27 protein-coding genes and 1 riboswitch are annotated in these 23,596 nt (G+C 51.8%); of the genes, 4 read left to right on the top strand and 23 right to left on the bottom strand.

Annotated elements, in window-relative coordinates; all coding sequences use genetic code 11:
- The first annotated feature begins 25 nt into the window (after positions 1-25).
- Positions 26-790, top strand: coding sequence for a sulfite exporter TauE/SafE family protein (locus tag IPL17_RS03420; RefSeq protein WP_345305680.1), 765 nt, complete (start codon positions 26-28; stop codon positions 788-790).
- Between the two features lie 45 nt (positions 791-835).
- Here IPL17_RS03420 and IPL17_RS03425 read toward each other — a convergent pair whose 3' ends face one another.
- The 8 genes from IPL17_RS03425 to IPL17_RS03460 all read right to left on the bottom strand — a co-directional run bounded on the left by IPL17_RS03425 (position 836) and on the right by IPL17_RS03460 (position 9,825).
- Complete coding sequence (locus IPL17_RS03425) at positions 836-1,609, bottom strand: ABC transporter ATP-binding protein (RefSeq protein ID WP_345305681.1); 774 nt, start codon at positions 1,607-1,609, stop codon at positions 836-838.
- A 53-nt stretch (positions 1,610-1,662) separates the two neighbouring features.
- The gene (locus IPL17_RS03430; RefSeq protein WP_345305682.1) at positions 1,663-2,190 is read right to left on the bottom strand and encodes a GNAT family N-acetyltransferase; all 528 of its coding nucleotides are present in this window, start codon (positions 2,188-2,190) and stop codon (positions 1,663-1,665) included.
- A 2-nt stretch (positions 2,191-2,192) separates the two neighbouring features.
- Positions 2,193-3,188: an iron ABC transporter permease gene (locus IPL17_RS03435; protein ID WP_345305683.1), complete on the bottom strand. Its 996-nt coding sequence runs from the start codon at positions 3,186-3,188 to the stop codon at positions 2,193-2,195.
- 42 nt (positions 3,189-3,230) lie between these two features.
- A complete protein-coding gene (locus tag IPL17_RS03440; RefSeq protein WP_345305684.1) occupies positions 3,231-4,169 on the bottom strand; it encodes a cobalamin-binding protein in 939 nt (312 codons plus the stop codon).
- A gap of 210 nt (positions 4,170-4,379) precedes the next feature.
- Positions 4,380-4,514, bottom strand: a riboswitch (adenosylcobalamin (AdoCbl) riboswitch).
- Positions 4,515-4,518: 4 nt separating this feature from the next.
- Positions 4,519-5,820, bottom strand: coding sequence for an NAD(P)H-binding protein (locus IPL17_RS03445; RefSeq protein ID WP_345305685.1), 1,302 nt, complete (start codon positions 5,818-5,820; stop codon positions 4,519-4,521).
- On the bottom strand, positions 5,820-7,886 hold the full coding sequence (locus tag IPL17_RS03450; protein ID WP_345305686.1) for an FAD-dependent oxidoreductase: 2,067 nt from the start codon (positions 7,884-7,886) through the stop codon (positions 5,820-5,822). Before IPL17_RS03450 ends, IPL17_RS03445 begins: the two co-directional genes overlap by 1 nt.
- A 56-nt stretch (positions 7,887-7,942) precedes the next feature.
- Positions 7,943-8,554, bottom strand: a complete 612-nt coding sequence (locus tag IPL17_RS03455) for a hypothetical protein (RefSeq protein WP_345305687.1) — start codon at positions 8,552-8,554, stop codon at positions 7,943-7,945.
- A 14-nt stretch (positions 8,555-8,568) separates the two neighbouring features.
- Entirely contained in the window at positions 8,569-9,825 is a 1,257-nt protein-coding gene (locus IPL17_RS03460) for an MFS transporter (protein ID WP_345305688.1), read from the bottom strand.
- Positions 9,826-9,990: 165 nt separating this feature from the next.
- On the opposite strand from IPL17_RS03460, the gene IPL17_RS03465 reads away from it, so the two are divergent.
- A complete protein-coding gene (locus tag IPL17_RS03465) occupies positions 9,991-11,217 on the top strand; it encodes an NAD(P)-binding domain-containing protein (protein ID WP_345305689.1) in 1,227 nt (408 codons plus the stop codon).
- A gap of 69 nt (positions 11,218-11,286) precedes the next feature.
- Here IPL17_RS03465 and IPL17_RS03470 read toward each other — a convergent pair whose 3' ends face one another.
- From IPL17_RS03470 to IPL17_RS03530, 13 genes are all read right to left on the bottom strand, one after another.
- The gene (locus tag IPL17_RS03470) at positions 11,287-11,484 is read right to left on the bottom strand and encodes a YwbE family protein (protein ID WP_345305690.1); all 198 of its coding nucleotides are present in this window, start codon (positions 11,482-11,484) and stop codon (positions 11,287-11,289) included.
- Positions 11,481-11,978 (bottom strand): DinB family protein, encoded by a 498-nt coding sequence (locus tag IPL17_RS03475; protein ID WP_345305691.1) that lies wholly within the window; start codon positions 11,976-11,978, stop codon positions 11,481-11,483. Before IPL17_RS03475 ends, IPL17_RS03470 begins: the two co-directional genes overlap by 4 nt.
- Before the next feature lie 101 nt (positions 11,979-12,079).
- Positions 12,080-13,474, bottom strand: a complete 1,395-nt coding sequence (locus tag IPL17_RS03480; RefSeq protein ID WP_345305692.1) for an aminotransferase class V-fold PLP-dependent enzyme — start codon at positions 13,472-13,474, stop codon at positions 12,080-12,082.
- 62 nt (positions 13,475-13,536) lie between these two features.
- Positions 13,537-14,295: a fumarylacetoacetate hydrolase family protein gene (locus IPL17_RS03485; protein ID WP_345305693.1), complete on the bottom strand. Its 759-nt coding sequence runs from the start codon at positions 14,293-14,295 to the stop codon at positions 13,537-13,539.
- 139 nt (positions 14,296-14,434) lie between these two features.
- Positions 14,435-15,121: a TIGR00266 family protein gene (locus tag IPL17_RS03490; protein ID WP_345305694.1), complete on the bottom strand. Its 687-nt coding sequence runs from the start codon at positions 15,119-15,121 to the stop codon at positions 14,435-14,437.
- 24 nt (positions 15,122-15,145) lie between these two features.
- Positions 15,146-15,631 carry a 2-amino-4-hydroxy-6-hydroxymethyldihydropteridine diphosphokinase gene (gene folK, locus IPL17_RS03495; protein WP_345305695.1) on the bottom strand — a complete coding sequence of 162 codons (486 nt, stop codon included), beginning with the start codon at positions 15,629-15,631 and terminating at the stop codon, positions 15,146-15,148.
- 8 nt (positions 15,632-15,639) lie between these two features.
- The gene (locus IPL17_RS03500) at positions 15,640-16,494 is read right to left on the bottom strand and encodes a ClbS/DfsB family four-helix bundle protein (protein WP_345305696.1); all 855 of its coding nucleotides are present in this window, start codon (positions 16,492-16,494) and stop codon (positions 15,640-15,642) included.
- 16 nt (positions 16,495-16,510) lie between these two features.
- Complete coding sequence (locus IPL17_RS03505; RefSeq protein ID WP_345305697.1) at positions 16,511-16,981, bottom strand: YbaK/EbsC family protein; 471 nt, start codon at positions 16,979-16,981, stop codon at positions 16,511-16,513.
- A gap of 34 nt (positions 16,982-17,015) precedes the next feature.
- Positions 17,016-17,681, bottom strand: coding sequence for an endonuclease III (gene nth / locus IPL17_RS03510; protein ID WP_345305698.1), 666 nt, complete (start codon positions 17,679-17,681; stop codon positions 17,016-17,018).
- 68 nt (positions 17,682-17,749) lie between these two features.
- Complete coding sequence (locus tag IPL17_RS03515) at positions 17,750-18,799, bottom strand: asparaginase (protein ID WP_345305699.1); 1,050 nt, start codon at positions 18,797-18,799, stop codon at positions 17,750-17,752.
- A 5-nt stretch (positions 18,800-18,804) separates the two neighbouring features.
- Positions 18,805-19,665, bottom strand: a complete 861-nt coding sequence (locus IPL17_RS03520; protein ID WP_345305700.1) for an MBL fold metallo-hydrolase — start codon at positions 19,663-19,665, stop codon at positions 18,805-18,807.
- A gap of 55 nt (positions 19,666-19,720) precedes the next feature.
- Positions 19,721-21,715, bottom strand: coding sequence for a GAF domain-containing protein (locus IPL17_RS03525; RefSeq protein WP_345305701.1), 1,995 nt, complete (start codon positions 21,713-21,715; stop codon positions 19,721-19,723).
- Positions 21,685-21,834 (bottom strand): hypothetical protein, encoded by a 150-nt coding sequence (locus IPL17_RS03530; protein ID WP_345305702.1) that lies wholly within the window; start codon positions 21,832-21,834, stop codon positions 21,685-21,687. Before IPL17_RS03530 ends, IPL17_RS03525 begins: the two co-directional genes overlap by 31 nt.
- 77 nt (positions 21,835-21,911) lie before the next feature.
- On the opposite strand from IPL17_RS03530, the gene IPL17_RS03535 reads away from it, so the two are divergent.
- Both IPL17_RS03535 and IPL17_RS03540 read left to right on the top strand, forming a co-directional pair.
- Positions 21,912-22,259 (top strand): hypothetical protein, encoded by a 348-nt coding sequence (locus IPL17_RS03535; protein WP_345305703.1) that lies wholly within the window; start codon positions 21,912-21,914, stop codon positions 22,257-22,259.
- Positions 22,234-22,569 (top strand): HAD-IA family hydrolase, encoded by a 336-nt coding sequence (locus IPL17_RS03540; RefSeq protein WP_345305704.1) that lies wholly within the window; start codon positions 22,234-22,236, stop codon positions 22,567-22,569. The genes IPL17_RS03535 and IPL17_RS03540 overlap by 26 nt, the downstream gene beginning before the upstream one ends.
- Positions 22,570-22,574: 5 nt before the next feature.
- Here IPL17_RS03540 and IPL17_RS03545 read toward each other — a convergent pair whose 3' ends face one another.
- Both IPL17_RS03545 and IPL17_RS03550 read right to left on the bottom strand, forming a co-directional pair.
- Positions 22,575-23,084, bottom strand: coding sequence for an NUDIX domain-containing protein (locus tag IPL17_RS03545; protein ID WP_345305705.1), 510 nt, complete (start codon positions 23,082-23,084; stop codon positions 22,575-22,577).
- 62 nt (positions 23,085-23,146) lie between these two features.
- Positions 23,147-23,557: a nitroreductase/quinone reductase family protein gene (locus IPL17_RS03550; RefSeq protein ID WP_345305706.1), complete on the bottom strand. Its 411-nt coding sequence runs from the start codon at positions 23,555-23,557 to the stop codon at positions 23,147-23,149.
- Positions 23,558-23,596: the final 39 nt, after the last annotated feature.

The following is a 23,596-nucleotide window of genomic DNA, read 5'->3' on the forward strand; positions in this document are numbered from 1 at the left end:
TCCCAGACCAATTAAGGAATTCAACATGGATCTCAGCATATTAGATTTTGTATTTGCAGGCTTGGCCGCTCTTGCTGCGGGCGGGGTCAACGCACTTGCAGGCGGCGGAACTCTGATCACTTTTCCCGTTCTCACCTTTTTAGGCATCCCCGCTGTGGCCGCGAATGTGACCAACACCGTGGCGCTGTGCCCTGGCTATTTCGGCGGCACGCTCGCGCAGATGAAGGATCTACAAGGACAAAAGCATCGTCTGTGGATCATTGTCCCGGCCAGTATTATCGGCGGCGTGCTTGGCGGATTTCTTCTTCTGCAAACAGGCGAAAAGTTGTTCAAGGATCTCGTGCCATATTTAATTTTGCTTGCCTCCGGTCTGCTCGCCATTCAAGACCCCGTCCGCGCGTGGTTGATCAAGCGCATGGGAGAAGGTCACGGCTCGAAACTGGAAAAATTGTCCTGGCTGCCTGTTGGGCTGGCTTCAATCTATGGCGGATATTTCGGCGCGGGATTGAGCGTGATCGTTCTCTCTGCTTTGGGATTAACTCTGGAAGACACGCTCACGCGTCTTAACGCCCTGAAGCAGGCTGTGGCGTTCTCGGTCAACGTGGCCGCCGCGGTATTTTTCATCTTCTCTGGGAAAGTGGTTTGGCCAATAGCTTTAGTGATGGCTGTTGGAGCGTTGATCGGCGGCACGCTAGGCGGAAAATTGGCAGGTAAAGTCAAACCATCCACTTTACGTTGGACAGTGGTCACAATTGGTGTGATCGTTTCGATCATTTATTTTGTGAGATAGCCGCCCTTATATTAAATTTTAGCCGTCCATGCGTGGGCGGCTTTTTTATTTCCCCGAATCTGGTAATACCAGCGGAACATTCAAAAAAGGATGCTCAACCACCTGAACGGGCAGGCAATATGCCTCCGAGATCAATTTAGCGGTCAGCACTTCGCGCGGGGTTCCAATCGCTTTGAGGTGACCTCCAACGAGCAAAGCGACTCTGTCCGCGTAATGGGAGGCGAGATTGAGATCGTGCAATGCAATCAAGACAGCTAAATTTTCCTTGTGAGCAAGTTCGTGAATTAATTCCAATAAACCAACTTGATATTGCAGATCCAGATGCGCCGTGGGTTCATCGAGCAATAAGATCGGCGTGGATTGGCACAAGGCTCGCGCCAGCAACACACGTTGACGTTCGCCGCCGGATAACTCCCCCACGCGGCGGTCGGAAAATGCCAGAGCGTTGACTCTGCTCAGGGCCTCGCGTGCCAGTTCTTCATCATGAGCAGACGCCTGGCCTAGGAATCCAAGATATGGAGTCCGCCCCATCAAGACAGTTTCCCAAACTGTGAAGGCGGGCGGCAATGAGATCGCCTGCGGCACAACGGAGAGATAGCGCGCGCGTTGAAGCGGAGTCAGCGATTGGAAGTCATCACCGTTCGTGCGGATATGACCTATGGACGGAATGACTCCGCTCGCTGCACGGATGATCGTGGATTTGCCCGCACCATTGGGACCGATCAATGCGAGCACTTCGCCGTTCTTCACGTCGAAGGATACATCGTGCAGGACTTGATGTCCGTTATAAGAGGCGGAGAGCTTTTGGATTTTTAGCATGGAAAAAATTCTTTAACCACAAATGACACAAAGAGCACGAAGGTTTAAATTCTTTAGAAAATCAGGTACCAAAACAACGCAGTTTCATTTGAGTTTGGTCGGACCGCTTTATAAACATTACGGTCAAAGCCGCTTAATACAAATCCATATTTTTGATACAGGGTACAGGCAGGGACATTGTCATCCTGAGTTTCGAGCATGACGCCGGGAAAATTGCTTTCATGCGCCCATTGAATTCCACTTTCAAGTAACGCGCGCCCAAGCCCCGTCCCACGGAATTCGGAATTCACGACAATATCATCCACATACGCAAATTGATTCCACCATTCGAGCATTTTGATCCGCCCGGCAGGTTTGCCATTTGACTCTGCAAAAAATACCGTGGGACCAGTTTCTGAAAATCCGTAGTTTGTATCTTCGGCAGGGATGTCTCTTTCGTAGGGATCAACCTCAACGACCGAATATTTGAGTTGCTCCTTTTCGATTTCAAGCACAACTCTTGATCTCACAATGAACTTGCGTGAAAACTCGTTTGCCTTCGGAGCATTTTGCATGTCTGCTTTATGAATGATGACATCCATGATTACCAATATCCTTGATTCTTTGCGCGACGCAAGACCCACAGGAAGAATGGTGCGCCGACCAATGCCGTGATAATGCCAACGGGAATCTCCTGCGGAGCGAGGACAACGCGCGCGAGAATGTCTGAAACCAGCAACGCAGATGCGCCGCCAAGCACTGACAGCGGAAGCAATCTCCGATAGTCAGGACCAAGCCACAGCCGAATCAGATGCGGGACGATCAGGCCGATAAAGCCGATGATGCCGGAGAATGCCACAGCGGCGGCAGTGGCCAGCGAAGCGGCGATCAACAAAATGGTTTTGATACGCGTGACATTCAATCCCAATTGCTGTGCCTGGTCGTCGCCGAACTGCAGAAGGTTGAGTGCGTGCCCGCTAATGAGGAGAATGCCGAGGCCGATGATGAGGTAAGGAAGGATGGCGAGGATGGCCGTCCAACCTGCCTGGCTTGCGCCACCAAGCAGCCAGCCCAATGCGCGGCGCACTTCGCTGGTGGAGCGCAGCATGAGGAAGGATGTCAGCGATGTTGCGAAGGATGAAAATGCGACGCCCGCGAGAATGAGGTTTGTGGTGGGAATGGTCTGCCCGACGCGCGCCAAAAAATAAACGATGAATACTGTTAATAAGGCCGCGATGAAGGCCGCCATCGGAATTGCCATCAAACCCCAAAATGTATACGGCCATTTGATGGACATGGCGATCACAGCACCCAAACCCGCGCCAGATGCGACGCCGATCAAGAACGGGTCAGCCAGCGGGTTGCGGAATAAGCCTTGATACGCCGCGCCGCTTCCGCTTAGTGCCGCACCCGTTAATGCGATAAGAATTGTGCGCGGTAAACGGATCTGCCAGATGATGAATACAAAAGTCTCGTCACCCGCACCGCGCAAAATATTCCATAATTCCTTCGGGGAAATAAATACAGAGCCGATCGCGAGGCTGAGGATGAAGGCGATCAGGAGCAGAAGGAATGAGGAAAGAAAGGGTTTCGATTTCATGGTTTCGTAGGGGCGGAGCAATGCTCCGCCCCTACATATGAATTATGGAAATACGCCGGGGTGCAGCAATTTCGCCAATTGCTCCAGACCATCCACCAAACGCGGACCGGGGCGGCTGATCAGGTTATCGTCAATCGGGAAGATCTGTTTTGATTTCACGGCTTCGATGGTTTCCCAACCGGGGCGGGAGATGACCGCTTCCGTGGTGACACCCCACATCGAATCACCGAGCAAAATAATGGACGGATTCGAAACGACAATTTGCTCAAGGCTGATCTGCGGATATGGGTCGGTCAATTCATTTCCGATGTTGGTTCCGCCAGCGCGGGCGATAAGCAGGTCACCGAATGTGCCGGGGCCGTAAGTGTATGGCTTGGCTGCATCAGTCGCATCGATCTCATAAAACACAGCCGGCCGTGCACTGAGCGGCATGATCTTTTCATCCACTGCGTCAACGCGCGCCTTGAGAGAATCGGTCAACTTGGTGGGGTCTTCGCCAGTCAATTGAGCCACGATCTCGAGGTTGAGATACATTTCCTCAAGCGTGGTGGGATTCTTTAAATAATAAACGGTCAAGCCCAGGTCTTCGAGCTGTTTTACCAACTCAGGCGAGTTGATCTCAGCCGCGAGCACAAGGTCAGGATTCAACGATACGATCGTCTCAACGCTATATTCACCCATCGAACCGCCCACACTTGGGAGTGCCTTGGCTGCTTCGGGATAATCTGAAAACTCATCGCGGCCGATGACCTGTTCCACTGCGCCGACTGCAAACAGGATCTCAGTATTGGACGGGGCAAGCGAGACGACACGCTTCGCCGCTTCTTTCAGGACGACAGGCCTGCCCAGCCCGTCTGTGAGCATGATCGGCGCTGACGGTTCTGTCGCAACGGGAGCAGCTAGCGGGGAAGCTTGAGGCGCGCCGCAGGCAGTCATCACCAGTGCGAGGAGTACGGTCAAAAAGAAAATTTTACGTAACATGTTATTCTCCGAAATATAAGTTGGCATGTCGTTGCGAGGGCGCCAGCCCGACACTTGCGCCGCACTGCGTTTGTTGCAGTGCAGGTGAGCAATCTCCCACTATTGGGAGGCTGCTTCGCCAAAGTACGGCTCGCAGCGACATTTTGTTACAAGAATCAAAATCCCCAGCGAAGGCTGGGGAGGTTGGAGAGGCAATCCGATTGGGGCCGCCATCCACCTCCTTTCCACGAGAGTGTGATGAACAGACCAAAGGCGGGCGACCTGACTTATGCCGAAGCAATTACAGTTGCGGGACAGTGTCGGATTTCCACCGACTTCGCCGCGATTTGATCTTTATTGGGTTATGAATTTATTTTACCACCGAGTTGCGCGCGATATTTTTTAGCCAGTTTTTAAACACGAGGATGGAAAACGGACGAAGCAAATACCAGATCAAAAATCCAGCGAGGCCGCGCGGAGTGAAGAAGAAGGTTTGAGTTAAATTTGTCGCATCGAAGACACGCTCTGCCTTCCATTGAACCCAGGCGCTACCGGGCATTTTTGTTTTCAACTGCACAAGGATTTGACCCTCTTCGGCGGCCTCAACCAGAAAATTACCGGTCATTTTTTTAACAGCATCAAAAATTTTCTCAGGCGCGGCATTTAATTTTATTTCGCGGTGGTCAATAAAAAAACCTTCATGCTTTAGAGTTTTCGTGTGACCTTCCCCATCATCCCAAACACGTTCGATCTTGTGCGGATGCAGACGCGTCAGTGCTTCCTTCGCGGCCGATTCAAAATCAATGAGATTCACTTCGGGATAGACTCTGAGCGCATTATCATGCATGACCACGCTGTCGCTGGAGAGCCCGCCCACCAGCGCGTACGCAATGGGACTCGGCACGGGCGTTGTAAGGCCGATGCCAAACGCCATGAACCAGACTGGGACATAAGGCAGCAATAGGAAACTGCGCTTCAGTCCGCGGGCGCGAGCGTAACTTAGCATCAGTTCCTGATAGGTCGTGACATGCGGTCCGCCGATCTCAAAGACTTGTCCCTGCCCGTCATGATTGTCCAGTGCGGCCAAAAGATAATCAATTACGTTTTGAGTGGAGATGGGTTGGGATTTGTTCTTTACCCAAAATGGCGCGGGAATAATGGGAAATAATTCCGTCATAAAGCGGATCATTTCAAATGAAATACTGCCAGACCCGGCAACCACTCCCGCGCGAAATTCTGTGACTGGGACTTTGCCTTGCCTTAAGGTTGCGCCAGTTTCGATCCGCGAGCGCATGTGCGGAGCGATATGCTGTTCTTCGTCCGCGAGGCCGCCGAGGTAGATGATTTGCCGAACACCGGCGGCTTCGGCAGCGAGCGCAAAATTCCGCGCACCTTCCAATTCGCGCTCGGTATAGCCGCGCCCGCTGGACATATTATGGATCAGATAATAGGCGATCTCAACACCTGCGAACGCGGGCGTCAGGGTCTTTGCGTCCATGACGTCGCCCTGTGTTACATCCACTTGCGGGAACCAGTTTTTATTTTTGAGTCGCTGGGGCTGACGCGCAAGCGCACGGATACGATATCCGCGAGTTATTAGTTGCGGAATTAATCTACTGGCGATGTATCCGGTCGCGCCGGTAACGAGGATGAGCTTTGATGAATTCGGCATCACCGTTCGACCTTGAAGGGAGTTACATCGGGGTCGATTAGTTCGTCAAATTCACGCGCGGCAAGGTGACCGCTGAATATGGCTTGTGCAATGATGTTAGGCGCTTCAGCGTCACCGATGATGCGAAGTGATTTTAATTTTCCTTCTGCAAGGGCTGGTTTAAGTTCGTGATAGAGCGCGTCGTTGGGGATTCTGTCTGTGACCATGACGATGGCATCACAGGCGAGAGTCGACTCGGCAGAGGTGATGACATTCGTGACAGTGGCATTTGTCGGGGTGTGGGATGCGATGATATGATCCGCAAGAAGAGTCACATTCAGCTTGTGTAATTGCTTGAGGATACGATCCTGTTCAAGGGTGAATTGAGTCCAATAGGAAATGGATGGGGCAGGAGTCATCAGAGTCACTTCGCAGCCATTTTCTGCAAGCAGTTCCGCGAGGACGCCGCCCATGTAGTAATGATCGTCGTCGTAGATCAATATTTTCTGGAGTTCAGCAGCTTGCTGCTGAAACGCGGGCGGCAAGCCGCCCGATTCCAGAAAGTCATCAGGGGTGAAAATTTTTGCGCCGCCTTTCACGGGACGTGATAGATAGCGCCCGATACCATCACGCCGCCATTTTGCGCCAGTGGCTAAAATGACATGCGGCGCGCCGGCTTCGAGAATATCCTTGGCGGTCATCGGGCTGGATGGATAAAAATAAATATTTTCGATCTTTTGAATCTGCGTCAGACGCCAATCAATGACACGCCGCCATTCGTTGAGATTTGGAAGCGCGGACTCCAACGCGACCCGCCCGCCCGCTTCGCGTTTTGCATCTGTGAGGACAACATGATATCCGCGCTGACCTAATGCGCGCGCGGCTTCAAGCCCGGCAGGCCCAGCGCCGACGATGAGAATTTCATCTTCGGATTTTTTCGGCGCGATGATCTCGGGATGCCAGTTACGCCGCCATTCTTCGCCCATGGTCGGGTTTTGCGTACAGCGGATTGGAACAAAACGAGTATCGCCGGTGACACAAATATTACAGCCGATGCACTCACGGATATCTTCGTGACGGCCTGCTTTGATTTTATTTGGCAGGAACGGGTCGGCGATGCTCGGCCGCGCCGCGCCGATCATATCCATGATGCCGCGCTCGATGGCAGAGACCATTGAGTCAGGCGACGTGTATCTGCCGACACCGACGACGGGCTTCGTTGTAAGTTTCTTTACAAAGGAGATATATTTTTCCTGATTGCCTTCTTTTTCAAAACGGGAGGTGGTCGAGTCGTTTTTCCATGAGCTGACATTCACATCCCACAAGTCAGGAAGTTCCGCAAGCATGGAGACAATATCACGCGCTTCACCGTCAAACTGCATTCCGCTCGCACCAATCAATTCATCCACAGCAAAGCGGACCGCAACAGCGCAGGTATCGCCGACTGCTTCCTTTGTATCCTCGATCAATTCACGGAAGAATCTTGTTCGATTTTCAAGTGAGCCGCCATATTCATCGGCGCGGTCATTATCTTTGGACATAAGGTGGAAGGCGAGAGTCAAATTATGCGCGGCGTAGCAGTAAATAATATCAAAGCCCGCATTCTTCGCGCGGATCGCCGCGTTACGGTGCCATTTGCGGATCTGCTTGAGGTCATCTTTTGTTGCGGCGCGTGATTGACCGGGTTCATATCCGCTGCCGCCAACCAGACCGCGTGAAAACAGATCGAAGGTTACGGCGCGTGAATATAAATTCGAGGCATCCCGTCCGTTGTAGGAAAGCTCGATCCCAGCCAGCGCGCCATGTTTATGAACGGCATCGGTCATCAACAGCAACGATGGAATATCATCATCACTCCAGATGTGCCCCTCGAAAAAAGGAGAGAGGTCACTGGTATGGTGGATCTCGGTTTCTTCGGTGCAGACCACGCCCCAGCCCCCCTCCGCTTTCATGCCGCGCATGGCGGCCAGTCCCTTGGGCATACGCCAGCCAAATCCATTGCAGTGCGGCACTTGATAAAAGCGGTTTGGCGCAGTGACGGGACCGATCTTGATGGGTTGAAAGAGAATGTCATATCGAGAAGGCATTTTGGGTTCCTTAAATTAAGGTGACAGTCACTTTAAAAGTGACTGTCACCTATTGGCTATTTACAACTTGTAAGCCCTGGAAAAAGATCCGATGAATACTCATCCATCAATGAACTTTCCTCAACAGGAAAAACGATCATGACTGCCATCACACGCGTGTCGCTGTCATTCTCAGCCCAGTACTTTATATCGTATTCATATCCCTGTTCCATCGCTTTGAATTGATAAAGCCTCAAGCCTGTGTCTGTTCTACATTCAGACACGACCGCATAACTTTCATAATTTTCGAAAATCACCCCCCAATTCTCAATGCTAAAAAAATTATTCAGATCAGGTTCTTCATATCCGCACGGAAAGATCAACACTTCAAGATATGCCACTGAACCGAGCGTGTCGCTGGACCAGGTCACAGCCACACTGCCGTCTGAAACGGTATACGTCCTCTGCCATTCAGGTTCGCTAAATAGATCGCCGGTATACGCGAGCGCGCTGTTAATATCTGCCTGTGTCGGTTCAGTGGAAACACAAACTGGTGTGACTATTGGAAGCACCCTGGCTGTTGGCCGAACATATGTGGGCGGCGGTGCAGCTGTTGGCGTCACGGCATCACGCGTGCCACAGGCAGATATTAAAAATATTACAACCAATAGTAGGGAAATTTTTTTCATGATCAGCTCTCAGTTTAGTCAAGATTTCGGATCGCGGGATGAGACAATCCCAGCAAGGCAAGCAGGATGGTTGCAGACCCGCCGATCAGGAACACCGTCGGCGCGCCGATCAGGTCGGTGGCCCAGCCTGCAATGACAAACCCGATCGGCATTAACACGAATGAACCGAGGGCGTCGATCGAGTACACGCGTCCCAGCAGTTCATGCGGAACCATTTCCTGCAGGGTGTTATTCCAGATCATGCCGAAGACCGAGAATGAAAATCCGTAAATGAACATGCTCCCGATCAAAACAGGGACGGGGAATTTTAATGCGAAGAATAATAGCAGGACGCCTTGAGTCAGCGTGGTCGCATATGCCATCACTCCGCGTCTGCGCAGGCGCTTGAATTGTCCGAGCACGATCGCGCCGATCACAAACCCGATCGAGAATACGGTGCCAAATATCCCCAGCAAGTTAACATCCGCGCCGAGATCGTTCTTGATGAAGAACGGCATGGCCACGGCGCGCGGACTAGCCTCGGACATATTTACGAAACCAAAGATCAGGATCGTGATCCAGATCCACGGGATCGCCATGATGACGGTAAATCCCTGACGAATATCATCCACACCCTGTTTGAGCGTTTCCCGCACGGATTTGGGGCTGCGCGCTGTTTCATCAACAGGTTTCACACTTTGAGTTTCAAGTGCATTGCCCCGTAAAAGCGGGAAAACAAAAAGGGCGGAAATAAAAAATGAAAGCGCATCCAGCCCAAAAGTCAGGCTGGTGCCGCCTGAAGCAACCAGCGCCGCGCCGATCGCGGGTCCGATGATACCAGTCATACGCTGGCTAAGTCCATTCAGGGAATTGGCACTGGTCAGCATGTCTTTGGGTGTCAACTGCGGGATGACTGCCTGATACGCGGGAAAGAAAAACGCCTCCACGAATCCGAAGATGATGCTGGCCGCATAAATATGCCATAGCTCCAAAATATCCAGCCATGAAAAAACTGCGACGAAGGTGATAACCAGTCCGCTTAATACATCTGAGATGAACATGATGCGGATACGCGGAAAGCGGTCCACGACCACGCCGCCGATCAGCACGAAGATCAACAGGGGGATCTGTGAAAGCACCAGTACAGTTCCCATCGCAACGGCTGAGCCGGTCTTTTCAAGCACCCACCATGCAAGCGCGATGCGATACAGGCTGTCGCCAAGCCGTGAGATGGTCTGCCCCGACCACAACAACGCGAACGGACGATGCTTCAATGAGCGCAGTACATTCATAACAGGCGCGAGTATAGCACGCGATAATAAAATTGTCCGTCCAACTCAGTCGGACAATTTTATTTTTCTCCACCTTTCTGATTGTGATTGTATTTGGACTTGAATTGTCCTATAATAAATCCATTGTATCAATTACTGATGCGTTATTTTGTTGAGGAGAGAAAAATGCGGCATTTAAATACGATCGTTATCGGCGGCGGCCAGGCGGGACTTGCAACCAGTTATTATCTTCAACAGCATCAGGTCGAACATGTTGTCTTTGAACAGGCCGCCCAGGCTGGGAATGCCTGGCGCAACAGCCGCTGGGATTCATTCTCACTGCTCACGCCCAACTGGACATTGCAAATGCCCGGCGCAGAATATCAGGGAGATGATCCGGATGGATTTCTTCCGCGCGGCGAGATCGTCGCCTATTTCGAGGATTATGTGAAAAGATTTGACCTGCCTGTTCAGTATGGGGTGCGAGTTACGGCAGTTGAACATCTGGCAGACAGCGGCAAATATCAGGTCACAACAGAGCGTGATGTTTGGCTGGCAGATCATGTGGTCGTGGCAACAGGCTTATTTCAAGGGCCAAAGAAACCTGCGTTTGCCGAAAATCTATCATCAAGGATCACACAGCTTCATTCAAGCGCATACCGCAATCCACAGTCATTGCCTGATGGTGCGGTACTTGTGGTCGGCTCGGCACAGTCGGGCTGCCAGATCACCGAAGAATTATACGAAAGCGGGCGCAAAGTATATTTGTGCGTTGGCAGCGCAGGCCGGGCGCCGCGTCGTTATCGCGGCAGGGATGTATTTGACTGGCTTAAACAAGCGGGCTTTTTTGACCGCACTGTGGATAAACTTCCCTCGCCTAAAGCCAAGTTTTCTGGCAATCCGCATCTCTCAGGCAAGGATGGCGGGCACACGATCAATCTGCATCAATTTGTGCGCGATGGCGTGCAGCTGCTGGGTCGAATCACCAGCGGAGAAAATGAAACAGTAATGCTGGCAGGCGACCTGCATGAAAGCCTCGCGAAAGTGGATAAATTCGAAGCGGATGTTGTAAAAATAATTGATGATTTCATCGCTAAAAACGGAATCGACCTGCCCGCCGAATCACTGCCTGACCTGCGGGATGGGTACGCCGTCGAGATCATTGGTGAACTCGACCTGGCTGCCGAAGGCATCAACACCATCATTTGGGCGCAGGGATATTCGTTTGACTTTTCGCTTGTAAAACTGCCGGTCACCGACGCGGATGGATATCCAATTCAACAGCGCGGCATGACAAATTATCCCGGCTTATATTTTGTCGGGATGCCCTGGCTGTCTAAATATAAATCTGGTTTGCTGGTGGGTGTGGGAGAAGATGCCGCCTACATCGCGTCACATATCGCATCAAGCTAATCTCGTTGCGAGGCGAAATGATCTGCTATTACATAAAAGAGGCTATGATTTTACTCATAGCCTCTTACCTTATTCTTCCACAATTTCCTTCACACGCCCCACCTGCCCATCCATCAAACGGACTTTGATCCCGTGCGGATGATTTGGCGATTTGGTCAGAATATCTTTTACGATGCCTTTGGTTAATTTACCAGTCCGTTGATCCTGCTTCAAAACGATCAATACGGTGATACCAGGTTTTATGACGGAACGGGTTTGTCCGTTCATTTTTTGAACTCGTTTAAAAAGAGAGTGAAATCAAGATCACCGGGGGAACTACCGAAATCTGTGAGCAAGGCTGCGGCTTCACTGCGATGTTGTGTGCCATGATTGACAACATGATACAGGCACTGCCATAAGATGCGGTCGCGTTCAATCCCCGTGTCTGTGGTGTAGCGCAAGTGGCTTTCCATGTCATCATCTCTTAAATTGGCAAGGTAGGCTCGCATGGCTTTCTCTTCTTCACGCGCGCGTTCTTCTACAGATTTTACTGTTGCGAAATCGTCTGGCTTCAAATCTGCATTAAAGGATTTATTTTCAAATAATCCGCGCCAGCCAAATTCGGCATCAAGAATGTGGACAAGCGTCCCGCGCAAGCCGCCGAATGGAAATGACGCAGGTTCGAGGAACTGTTTTTCTGTCACCTTATTGCTGGCTTCAAGAATTTTTCCAGTAGCCCAGTAGTTGTAGTTGTAAATGAGGTGGATGTCTTGGACGTTCATTTTGATTCTCCTTATGTAACTCTAAATATTGGCGAATAATCCCTTGCATAACATAGTAGTGCTCCTTCGGTCGCAAACGCTCTCCCTCAGGATGACGCACACTATGACAACAGCCCTCTCGCAAATGACAGGAACGCCTGCACATCGTTGAAGTTCGTGACCATGCCCACGGAGATCCTCACCGCGCCGCTGGATTTACCGTCAATACATTTACGAAACTCATCAATGGACATGACGTCTTTGTGGTCGGGGCGCGTGAAGCACACATCCAATTCCACGCGCGAGATGCCGAGCGCCACTTCGCCTGCGCCGGGGTTGCAGAAACAGCCGGTGCGGAGCGAGATATTAAGTTTGTTGGCTTCACTCTCGATGAAACGATGATCGAAGGCGATACCGTTCTTGTCATAGAAGTTGACTGTCACTGCGCCGCCGCGGTCATCTGCGCTTTTGGCTGGTCCAAACACGCGCACCAGCGGCTCGCCTGTGCTGTGCTTCATTTGAGCCAGGTTATCCAGCAGCCAGCCTGTCAATGTTTTGACACGCTCGTTGATGACATCATAGCCGATGGATTCAATATGTTTCAGCCCGATCTCAATGGCGGGGATGTTGAGGTAATCGAGCGTGCCGTCTTCAAAGGCGGGGGCGCCATCGGCAAGATAATATTTATCACCCTGTACCGATGCCACGGTGATCGTTCCGCCCGCGAACCAGGGACGATGCAATTTTTCCAGGGCGGATTTGCGCGCGATCAATGCGCCAAGCCCGGTTGGGTAGCCGAATATTTTATAGAAAGAGATGGCAACAAAATCCGGGTTGACCTGGCGGAGATCGAGTTTGTTGGTCGGGACATAGGCTGCCGCGTCAAGCAAAACATCCCAACCGTACGCGTGAGCCTGTTCGATCCACTCCAGCGGATGTTTGACCGATGAGAAGTTCGATTGCGCGGGGTATGCAAAAAGGTTGTGTCCGCTCTTCGAAGGCTGGGACAGTTCAAGGTTAAGCTGCGAAGCGTCAACGCGCATGTCCGGGAGCATGACCGGGATGTAGGTCACGTCCGCGCCTCTTGCATGGGCAAATTCCCGAATCCCATTTACGGAGTTGTGATTGTCAAATGTTAAAAGATAACGCCCGTTTGAGAATGGATATGACTCGCCGATCAGTTTTAAGGCGCCGCTAGCATTGGACGTGAAGATGGCGAGATATTCATTTGGGTCAGCGTTGAAAAATTTCAGGATGTATTCGCGCGCGCCTTCAACGAGGCATGTGGCAGCTTGTGAGGTTGGATTGGTTGAATGCGGATTTCCGAAAACATGCTCTTGCAGGAGTTGATGATGTTTTTCGATCTGCGATTCAGCATAGATGCCGCCGCCGGTGTAATCAAGATAGACATGCTCGCCGCGGTCAAGCCGCGCATAATCCTTTTTGCGGAGCGCATCTATAGATTCGGTTTTTGTGTACGATGGATATTTCTCGAGGAAAGTTTGAAATTCATTCATAGTCTATGCCTCGGCGGTCGAGTAGGGCGAGTGTTCTTCTCGCCTATATCGAGACCACCAGATTAAATTTTCACCGGATTGCTCAACTTACCCAATCCCTCGATCTCAACATCCACCACATCGCCGTTCTTCAACATCCCAACGCCGGCAGGCGTGCCTGTAAATATCAAATCGCCGGGCTCGAGCGTCATCACGGATGAAATATATGCGATCAATGTACTGACGTTAAAAACCATGTCGCGCGTGGATGCCATCTGACGCATCTGCCCGTTGACCCGGCAGGTGACCACGGCATCGGACGCGTCGAACTCGGTGTCGATCCACGGGCCGAAGGAACAGAAGGTATCGAAGCCTTTGGCGCGCGTCCATTGACCATCCGTTTGCTGCAGGTCGCGCGCGGTGATATCGTTGCCGATGGTGTACCCGAAGATATATTCCTTCGCCTGTTCAGGCGTGACGTTCCGTCCGCGTTTGCTGATGACGATGACCAGTTCCGCTTCATGTTCGACCTGGCGCGACTGCGGCGGCAGGATAATGGATTCGCCGTTCGATATGATCGATGAGGGCGGCTTCAAAAAGATGAGCGGTACTTTCGGAACTTCATTGCCGAGTTCCTTGGCATGTTCCACATAATTGCGCCCCACACAGACGATCTTGCTCGGTACGCAGGGCGTGATCAACTTTACATCAGCGACGGGTGTCTTTGCCTCGCGGCGGCGATATTCGCCGAAGATATCCCCGACGATCTCTCCGACCTTGTCATCCAGCATCCAGCCGTGTTTCAGGCTGTTCTCATTGGTTTGATAGCGGACTATTCTCATGGTTCTCCCATAGACAAAAGAAAATGCAGGACGAACTCTTTCGCCCTGCATCTATTATATAATACCCTCGGTCACAAATTGCTTCCCAAAGGGGAAAAATGCAATTTGTGACCATGAGGGTATACAAGCCAACAGTGATTTAATGACTGGAGGATGATGGCGGCTTGGGAATCTGCGGGATGATCCAGTTGATCAGCGCCTGCGGCGAGCGGGTCTGGATGTAGATCTTGCCGGGACCGGTCAACTCCACGACCAGGCCTTCGCCGCTGAACAAGGTGGATTTCATCCCGCCGACAGTTTTTGGCTGGACAGACATCGTTCCATCAAAGGCGACCAGATGCGAAGTGTCCACTATGTATTTTTCGCCAGCGCCAAGCACTTTTTCAAAAATAGCGCCGTAGGATGAAACCAGCAGGGTACCGGTACCGGTCGCTTCAAGCATGGAAATGCCCTCGGCAGACATGAAGGCTTTCATGCTCACTTTGGCGTTCAGCTCAACGGTCGATTCAGAGGCCATGTACGAGCCAGCCTGGATCATCAATTTACTGCCGCTCATTTCGATCACAGCAATATCGCCGGGCAGTTCAGGCGCGAGCGTCACTTCTCCACCAGCAGCAGAAGCGACAAAGAAATTCTGAAAGAAGGACTCTCCACCCAGCACGGCGCGTCCCAACGACTTCAAAATTCCGCCCTCGGCTTTGGTCTCGATCTGCACATCACCAGACATGCTGACCATCGCGCCCGCTTCCGCGCGGATGCGTTCATTGGGGGTCAGCTTTGCAATTGCCAGCGAGTATGACGGGCGGTGAATGATCTCAATATCCATTTTGTTTCTCCTTGTTTGTTAAAATTATTTTCCTGTGTATATCCTGATCTCACTCCGATCCACTTCATCCCGCAGATTCCGTATTGGCTTTTGAAGGGTGGGGTGAACAAAATCGGGTTCGATCTCAGCGAGCGGAACCAGCACAAAAGCGCGCTCATGCAGCCGCGGATGCGGAACGACCAATGGCGGTGTATCAATGACAGCATCGTCAAAGAATAATATGTCAATATCGATCAGGCGCGGACCGTTCTGAAAATTTGGAACACGTCCCAGGGCAGTTTCGAGCCGTTTTAAGTGGCGCAGCAGCGGTTCAGGTTCAAGATAAGTTTCGGCCTTGATGACTTGGTTTAGGAAGGCATCCTGTTCCACAAATCCCCATGGCGGCGTTTCATAAACAGAGGATTTTTTCTTCACCGATATCTGCGGTGAGAAATTCAAGACAGCCGCCTTGAGATTCGTAAGGCGGTTTCCCATATTGCTTCCAAGCGCGAGAAAAATAATATGATCCATTCTGCTCTTTAAAAATCCGCGGGGTTATGTTCATCATAATGCCCGACCACGTCCGCAGCGAGCCAGCCTTCGATGTTCATATCCGCAAAAGCCCGTTCAGGGATTTCATTCACAAGCCGCAGCAGTACTTGCCGCTTGCTTTCGAACTGTTCCAGAATTTCTGCGTCGGGAATATTTTTGTTTTTTGCGATCAGTTCTTCATTAAACAGATCCGTATCAGGGTCCTGCCATGTGAAATTCGGATCATTCAGAATTCCAGTGACAATATGCGTACCCACATCCCACCAGCCGATCATATGTACAAGCATGTCATGGAAACTCTCAACACCCTGCTTGCTTAAGAATTCCTTTTTCTTTTCATCATCCAGCTTGTTGAAATTATCAACATATGTGTTCCACTCATTTTCCAGGGTATCCACTGCCAGAAAACGACTCAACGCCACCAGATGTTCGCGCGCGTGATGGATAAAGACCCCGTTGACCCATGAGCGCACACGACGGTTTTCCCAGGCCGCTTCGTTCATGGACCTCAGGTCTGCCGCCGCCTGTCTGCGTGTTTTCTCAAAATGAGCAAGGAACTCGGCCTCATCCCAATTTTTATATTTTGCAACCGCCTCGGCGTTGAACCGATTGAAGTCATATTTTTTGCGTTCATAGTCGCGCTCCTCCGCGATGGCGAGGATGATCGGCATGGCCTCCTCCCACCATGTCAGGATATGCGCCAGCATGTCGCGGAACTGCTCGTAGCCCTGAGCCTTCACTCTCTTGCCGCCCTCTTCAGCGGGCCAGCGATTAAATCTTTTTATATAAGTTGCCCATTCGATCTCAAGAAAATCAAGTGTGCGTTGTTTTAAATTGGACATGGGATTCTCCGTAATTTTATTTTTCAACCAATGATACAACATCTGCGTTCTTTAAAGCGTGATGCAGATCCGCGCTCTTTAGGATGACCGCCGTATTTCGCATTCCCGACCCGATGGAAACTTCCTCTTCGAGCATCACGCCCGCGTCGATCAACACCTTGAGTTGATTTGGCAATCCGAACGGCCCCACTGTCCCGATGCGATAGCCCGTCACCGCGAGGACTTCATCCTCCGTCGCCATCGAAATGCGCGAACGCCCAAGATGTTTCCGCAGGATCTTCCATGAGACCTGCGCGGGGCCAGCCACCAACGCCATCACAAATTCATCTTCCGAGACTCGAAACAAAATACTGCGCACCACCTGGTCAGGCTTTTGTCCGCGTTCACTGGCGGCCTGCTCAAACGAAGTAACGGGAGTCTCATGGCGAAATATTTTATGCGGAACGCCGAGTTCTTCCAAGGCAATGCTAATGGGAGGAATATCCATTTTGTCTACTTGTTTCCATGTTTTCGTGTCTACGTTATTTCGTCTTCTCTTTATACTCGCACAACTTAATGATCGGGCACTTCGGGCAATTTGGTTTGCGCGCATGGCAGACCTCTCTTCCCAAGCGGATCAGATTCAAATGCGCGGCGTAATATGTTTCAGGCGGGAACACGGATTCAAGATGCGGATGCGCCTGCTCGACGGTCATCTTCTCAGGCCGCAACCCGATCCGCCCGCTGAGGCGGTAGATGTGCGTGTCCACGGGGAAGGCGGGCATGTTGAGCGAGAAGCACAGCACGATGGCGGCAGTCTTCGGGCCGACGCCGTTGAACTTTGTCAGCCAGGCGCGTGCTTCTTCGATTGGCAGATCAGCCAAAAAGTCCAGGTTGAGCGAGCCGCGTTCGGCTGTGATGGCGCGCAGGACTTGTTGAATGCGCGGACCTTTTTGATTCGCGAGTCCAGCGGGGCGGATCGCATTGATCACATCCTCAACTTGCGCGTCACGCACGGCTTCCCATGTGGGCAGTTTTGCGCGCAAGGCATGAAAGCCGCGGTCGCGGTTGACGTCATTTGTATTTTGCGAGAGGATGGTGGAAACCAGTTCGTCAATGGCGGGCAGGGGATCACGCCAGATGGGTTCGCCGAATGCTTGAAGCAGGGTGGTATGAATTTTGACAGCGCGTATTTTTAAATTTTTCATATTAACCAAAACGTCCCAAAGGTTTCCGTGAAAACTCTGATAAGTTTCCTCAAACCTTCGGGACGGTACTATATGTGAAAGACAGGTTTTGACTTTCCAGTAACGAGACCGGCGTAATTCTTCAATATTTTTTCAGGACCGAATTTCGACAGCGATTGCAATTCCGATTCATTCAAAACTTTTAATTGGCGCAGGATCTCAAGCGTCACAGAGGGTCTGACGCGCGCCGTGGATTCAAGGCTGTCATTCATGGAAGACTTGTCGCCGTCCGTCACTTTGAATGCGATCCCCACTCCTTTTTCACCGTACACGCCGGGCATGAGACCGATGATCTGGAAGCCTTCCGCGCCGCGTTTGGTGACAAGCCTGCCCGCGCCGATGTTCATCAGTTCACAATCGAACTCGCCATGGTTGCTGACCATTTCCGGGTGGGCGGACATGGCGGAGGTGATCTTTTTACAGGCGGCCGCGCGCGCTTCGCTTAAGTCACGCGGGTCACAGATGCGCGCCATGCCAAGCGCGGCGTTTATTAATGGGACCGCGAAGTTCGGAGCCGAGCAGCCATCAATGCCGAGTTGAACCTGATCCATTTCGATCCCGCACATTTCAGAGAATGTTTTCAGGATGTCTTTCTGAATGGGGTGGTCGAAGGCAAGATAAGTTTCAAGAGGCAGTCCGCGCATTTTTGCGAAAGCCAGCATGGCGGTGTGTTTGCCCGAACAGTTATTAAAATTAGGGGTTGGTTTGATATCCTCTTTAATGACCTGCCTCAATTTGGAGGGATCTCCAGGCAGGTGCGGCCCGCATTGCAGGCTGCCTTCCAGAATGCCGATCTTTGTCTGCATGGCAGCCACGGTATCCAGATGCAGCTGTGAGGTTTCGTGAGACGCGCAGGAGATCGAAAGTTCGCTTTGCGTAAAATTAAAATATTCCGCGCCGCCCTGTTCAACGAAGGGCAGCGCTTGAAAAGGTTTGGCGGAGGAACGCAAAAAAGCGACCGTGTCAGGGTCGCCATAGGAATGTAAAAGTTTGCCTGTCGAATCGACAACCGCGATGGAACCAAAGTGTGTGGCTTCGACCACGCCGCCGCGCATCAACTCAAGGATGGGCTGGAGCATGGCGATCATTCCTCTTCAGATGGAGCGCTGGCGCCGCGGTCCTGGCGCGCGTTATAGTGCAATAGACCGTAGCGCAGCCGCTGAGCGAATTGTTTTTGACGCGCTGCCGGGGCTTTGAACCATGTCAATAGCGAAGCAACCAGTTTCTCGATCGCGGCGGGATTCGGTTTTTTTGTCGTGATCTTATCCAGCTTGTCATAAATGTGCTTAAGGAAATCATATTGTGTTTTTATGGCGGCCGTGGTCATCATTCCGCCGCGGCTGCTGATGATGGTATAGCCCTTATAGGGCGCTTCCAGCAGTAATTCCAATGAGGTCAGCCAGGCTTTAAGATTCGCGCCCGCCAGGAACGGCGGCTGATTCTTAAGTACGGCATCCCCAATGAAGACGATCTTTTCCTCGGGCAGGCGCACCCAGATCGACCCGTCAGAGGGACCCGCGTGATGCTCAAGCACAACGGGCGAATCGCTCCAGTGCAGGGTCATTTGATCGAGAAAGGAAATTTCGGGCGGCGCCCAGCGGACACTGCCCAGCCCGGCAATCGATTCCCAATCGGCGCCGGTTTCTTCGCCCTGCGCTTTGAACGTGCTCGGACGGGTACGGAATGTGTTGGCGGTCTTCTCGTGCGCGATCACAGTGCAGTCCATGGCGCGCGCGCCAAGGGTCCGGTCAGGATGCGCATCAAGATTGATCAAGACACGCTCCATACCGCCCCCAAGGTTCATCAACGCGGCGCGCCAGGAACGCGCATCTTCAGGGGAAGGCGGCGCGTCGATCTGGATCAATCCACGCTGGGTAATGATCACACCCAGGGTTACACCGGGCAGTTGATCTTCGATCTGGATATTTTTAGTTATTTCCTGCATACTACTCCTGAAAAATCCTATGGATGGTTATTTTCTAAGGTCGGATAGCCGTGGGTCATCTTTCGTTCATCGTCAGTCTGCCCGTCTTCCGTTTGAGCTGACCGGTTGTCTTCTTTTGGGCAACAGGCAGGGTCAGCCAGAAGGTGGAGCCTTTTCCAGGTTCGCTTTCAACCCAGATCTCGCCGCCGTGCCCATGCACCGCCAGCCGGCAAAAAGCCAATCCCAGACCGAGTCCAACGGTTCGATCCCTGCCGCGCACGCGGATGAATTTATCAAAAATGCGCTCGCGGTCTGCGGGGGGAATGCCCGGGCCGTTGTCATTGATCGAAAACTTGACAAAGACCCCGTCTGTTTGCGCGCTGATGCGGATACGGCCCGCGACAGGAGTGAATTTGATCGCGTTTTCAAGCAGGTTGATGAACACACGATGGATCATATCCACATCCACCCAAATGAGCGGAAGCACCGTCATATTATTCTCGATAATTTGCTGGCGCCCGGTCGCAGCGGGGATCACATCGCGGATCGATTCACGGATCAACGCCTGCGGATCGATCGAATTCTGGTCAATGATCTGATGACCGGATTCAAGCCGATTAATGTCGAGCAATGAGTTTACCAGGCGTTGAATGCGCGCGGTCGAATTACGCGCGATATTTAGCATGGATGTCAGTGTTTCATCAACGGGCATCAACTCGCCCATCATCTCGAGGCTGGAGACAACATTGCCAAGCGGAGAGCGGATATCGTGATAGATCATGGCGATCATGTCATCCCGCAGGGCATCCAACTCCTTGCGTTCGGTGACATCCTGAACGATCCACTGGATCGAATCGGTTTCTTCGAATTCAACACGGCGCGCATGCACCTCAATCGGAATTGAACTGCCGTCCTTTTTTAGCAAACCAGATTCGTAGGTACATTCGTCGTAACGTCTGAGCGTTTCAAAGTTCAAGCCGGTGCGGTTCCACTTCACTTCATGCAATTGATCGATGCTTAAAGCGCGCAGTTCCTCTTTGCTGTAACCGCTCAATAGCACAGCCTGGCGGTTTGATTCAAGCACCGTACCTTCCCAATCTGTGATCAGGATCATGTCCACGCTGTCTTCGAATAATTCAAGATAGCGCTGGTGCGCTTTTTGGATCCGATTCAAATATTCGGCATTCTGGATGGTTGTGCCCGCCAGACTTCCCAGCCCCGCCAACACCACCATCGCATCCGGGTCAAATGCGCCGGAGATCGGATTGACCGCCTCAAGCACACCGATGACCTTCCCCTGTGACTGGATCGGGGCGATGGCGACAGCCCGCATCTCGATGCCCTCGAACTTGTCCACTTCGCTATAGTGAGAATCCTGTTTGACGGATGGAACGATCAAACCCAGCCCATTGGTGATCACCTGCCCCGTCAGCCCATGCCCGTTATGGATGTGACGCCCGGGGATGCTGCCGGAATTATGTCCCGCCGCCGCCTGAAAGATCAGGTCGTTACTATCATGATCGATCAAAGCCAATGCCACGGTCTCGACCTGCAAAGCCTGCATGGTCTGATTAAGAATACGCCGCCATACATCCGTTATTTCCAATGAGGTATTGATCGCCGCAGCCGCTTCTGCCAGCGCGGACATAACGCGCGCGGTGCGCTGGCTTTCCGTGTATAAACGCGCATTCAAAACAGCCACACTCGCCTGATCAGCGATAGCCTGCATCAATGCCAGGTGTTCTTCATTGAAAGAATTGGGGATGGAGTGCACAAGGGTCAGCACGCCCACCAAACGGTCGCGCGCCAAGAGCGGCACACAGATCGCGGATTTAGCGCCGCTCTTATCCGCCGAGTCGTCTGTGCGGCGCAGCCAGCGGTTATCTTTACTGGTATCCGTGACAAGCGTGGATTTGCGATTTTGCACCACCCATCCCGCCAGGCCCCGTTCGACCGTATCCCGCAGCTGCTGGGTGGTGTGATCGTGGAATTGCGTCCCGAATACGATCGTCGCATCGACCGGCTTGCCGAGATCATCCATTACCACAATGCTGCCGCGTTCTCCGCCCACATGTTGAAGAGCCGCATAGAGCAAACGCTGTAAGACCGTGCGAAGGTCAGGGCTGTTGCCACCTCACGGCTGACGTTCATCAATAATTCAAGTAATGAGCGGGAACGATCTTCAAACATATTCTTATTAAACCACACTAGAAATATTTTTAGAACAACATTTATGTAAAGTATAGCCCCTTTGGTACAATTGCGCCATGCCTTTGGCTTTAAACCGCATAAAATCCCTCTGTTTCGATGTGGACGGCACGCTGAGCGACACCGATGATCTTTATACACAGCGGATCTCGTTTTTTTCCCGCATTCTCTTCCGCAACCCCGATCATACTGCGCGCCGCTTCATTATGTGGATCGAAGCGCCCGGCAACGCCCTGCTCGGCCTTGCCGATACGCTTGGCATGGACGATCAAATGGTGGCAGTCATCAATTGGCTGTCGCGCCGCCGCAGGCATACCGAGAAAATTCCTGCTGATCCCCGGTGTGGACGCCATGCTCGCGCAATTGTATGGACGTTTCCCCATGGCAGTCATCAGCGCGCGGGATGAACACGGTACCATGGCATTCCTTGAGCAATATGATCTGGTGAAATATTTCGATGTGATCGTTACCGGGTTATCCGCGGCACATACCAAACCATATCCAGATCCTGTCTTGCTTGCCGCACAAAAGATGAACGTCGCCCCGCAAAACTGCCTGATGATCGGCGATACCACGGTGGATATCCGCGCCGGTCGATCCGCGGGCGCACAGACGGTCGGAGTCCTATGCGGATTTGGCGAAGAGGCTGAGTTAAAGAAAATGGGCGCGGATATGATCCTGAAAGACACAACAAAACTATTGGATATACTGAACTGATCACTTCACATGGAATGCTTGAGGTGTTCAAGTATAAAAATCTCTCGGCGTAACCATTGGGGAATTTCATCTGTATCAAGCCGCGATCGGTTGGCTAAAATTGCCGCATCAATGCTGATCCACAGCGGTTGAAAGCCCAGTTCTTTTTCATACCCATCCAATTTCTGCGAACCAAACTCCTCCCTGATCTGACAGAAATAATAATACGATGTCATTTTAAAAACATCGTACTCCTTTTCTTTGGCGAAGTTGTATTCAATGATTGCGCCAAGCTCGCCATCCACACTGAGCAGGGATGCGCCGCATTCTTCCAGCAGTTCACGCGCCAATGCCTGTTGATGAGTTTCGCCTATATCCACACCACCGCCGGGAAATTTATAGTCACCCACATTCGAGGAATACACCATCAGCAATTCAGGTCCACGCAGAATGACGGCGCGCACGGCAGTTCGGTGGACCGTTTTGCCGTGAGTATTTATTCCTTCAGCGCGATGAATTTCAGTGAGGATTTGCATAACGAAATTGTATCTCTTAAATAAAAAGGGCTGCCTTTTTCAGACAGCCCCTGCTTTGATCCTTACGGTTTCAAAAACACCAGCGGAATTTCACGAGTGGTCGTTTTTTCGTATTCCCCGTAATTGGGGGCGATGGAAACGATCCAGTCATATAACGGTCTGCGCGCCTCGCCCAAAATGATCTCAGGCTTGACCTTCATCTTTTTATCCTTGACCTGGATCTTCACATCATCAGGGTTGGCCTTGATATTGTGATACCAGGAAGGGCTGTTTGACGCACCGTTATTCGAGGCGACGATGATATATCCGCCATCGCGTTCAAAATATCCAAGCGGAGCCGATAGTATTTTCCCAGACTTGCGTCCTTTGGTGGTGAGGATCAGGACTTTAAATCCGCGCATTTCACCGCCGAACTTTCCGCCAGTCAGGCGATACATGAAAACATGGAAACCAATAAAAACAACAAAGTTCATGTTTTTCTCCAACGGTATGGGCAAAATGACCTCTCCAAC

The sequence above is a fragment of the Candidatus Villigracilis saccharophilus genome (assembly GCF_016711665.1).

Coding starts and splice junctions, on each gene's coding strand:
- IPL17_RS03515 (WP_345305699.1), bottom strand. CDS start 18,799: ATGCTCCAGCCCATCCTTGAGTTGATGCGCGGCGGCGTGGTCGAAGCC.
- IPL17_RS03490 (WP_345305694.1), bottom strand. CDS start 15,121: ATGGATATTGAGATCATTCACCGCCCGTCATACTCGCTGGCAATTGCA.
- IPL17_RS03450 (WP_345305686.1), bottom strand. CDS start 7,886: ATGCCTTCTCGATATGACATTCTCTTTCAACCCATCAAGATCGGTCCC.
- folK (WP_345305695.1), bottom strand. CDS start 15,631: ATGGATCATATTATTTTTCTCGCGCTTGGAAGCAATATGGGAAACCGC.
- IPL17_RS03430 (WP_345305682.1), bottom strand. CDS start 2,190: ATGGATGTCATCATTCATAAAGCAGACATGCAAAATGCTCCGAAGGCA.
- IPL17_RS03425 (WP_345305681.1), bottom strand. CDS start 1,609: ATGCTAAAAATCCAAAAGCTCTCCGCCTCTTATAACGGACATCAAGTC.
- IPL17_RS03465 (WP_345305689.1), top strand. CDS start 9,991: ATGCGGCATTTAAATACGATCGTTATCGGCGGCGGCCAGGCGGGACTT.
- IPL17_RS03480 (WP_345305692.1), bottom strand. CDS start 13,474: ATGAATGAATTTCAAACTTTCCTCGAGAAATATCCATCGTACACAAAA.
- IPL17_RS03460 (WP_345305688.1), bottom strand. CDS start 9,825: ATGAATGTACTGCGCTCATTGAAGCATCGTCCGTTCGCGTTGTTGTGG.
- IPL17_RS03505 (WP_345305697.1), bottom strand. CDS start 16,981: ATGGATATTCCTCCCATTAGCATTGCCTTGGAAGAACTCGGCGTTCCG.
- IPL17_RS03500 (WP_345305696.1), bottom strand. CDS start 16,494: ATGTCCAATTTAAAACAACGCACACTTGATTTTCTTGAGATCGAATGG.
- IPL17_RS03550 (WP_345305706.1), bottom strand. CDS start 23,557: ATGAACTTTGTTGTTTTTATTGGTTTCCATGTTTTCATGTATCGCCTG.
- IPL17_RS03420 (WP_345305680.1), top strand. CDS start 26: ATGGATCTCAGCATATTAGATTTTGTATTTGCAGGCTTGGCCGCTCTT.
- IPL17_RS03535 (WP_345305703.1), top strand. CDS start 21,912: ATGCCTTTGGCTTTAAACCGCATAAAATCCCTCTGTTTCGATGTGGAC.
- IPL17_RS03435 (WP_345305683.1), bottom strand. CDS start 3,188: ATGAAATCGAAACCCTTTCTTTCCTCATTCCTTCTGCTCCTGATCGCC.
- IPL17_RS03445 (WP_345305685.1), bottom strand. CDS start 5,820: ATGCCGAATTCATCAAAGCTCATCCTCGTTACCGGCGCGACCGGATAC.
- IPL17_RS03540 (WP_345305704.1), top strand. CDS start 22,234: ATGGCAGTCATCAGCGCGCGGGATGAACACGGTACCATGGCATTCCTT.
- IPL17_RS03475 (WP_345305691.1), bottom strand. CDS start 11,978: ATGAACGTCCAAGACATCCACCTCATTTACAACTACAACTACTGGGCT.
- IPL17_RS03440 (WP_345305684.1), bottom strand. CDS start 4,169: ATGTTACGTAAAATTTTCTTTTTGACCGTACTCCTCGCACTGGTGATG.
- IPL17_RS03530 (WP_345305702.1), bottom strand. CDS start 21,834: ATGTTTGAAGATCGTTCCCGCTCATTACTTGAATTATTGATGAACGTC.
- IPL17_RS03470 (WP_345305690.1), bottom strand. CDS start 11,484: ATGAACGGACAAACCCGTTCCGTCATAAAACCTGGTATCACCGTATTG.
- IPL17_RS03455 (WP_345305687.1), bottom strand. CDS start 8,554: ATGAAAAAAATTTCCCTACTATTGGTTGTAATATTTTTAATATCTGCC.
- IPL17_RS03485 (WP_345305693.1), bottom strand. CDS start 14,295: ATGAGAATAGTCCGCTATCAAACCAATGAGAACAGCCTGAAACACGGC.
- nth (WP_345305698.1), bottom strand. CDS start 17,681: ATGAAAAATTTAAAAATACGCGCTGTCAAAATTCATACCACCCTGCTT.
- IPL17_RS03545 (WP_345305705.1), bottom strand. CDS start 23,084: ATGCAAATCCTCACTGAAATTCATCGCGCTGAAGGAATAAATACTCAC.
- IPL17_RS03520 (WP_345305700.1), bottom strand. CDS start 19,665: ATGCAGGAAATAACTAAAAATATCCAGATCGAAGATCAACTGCCCGGT.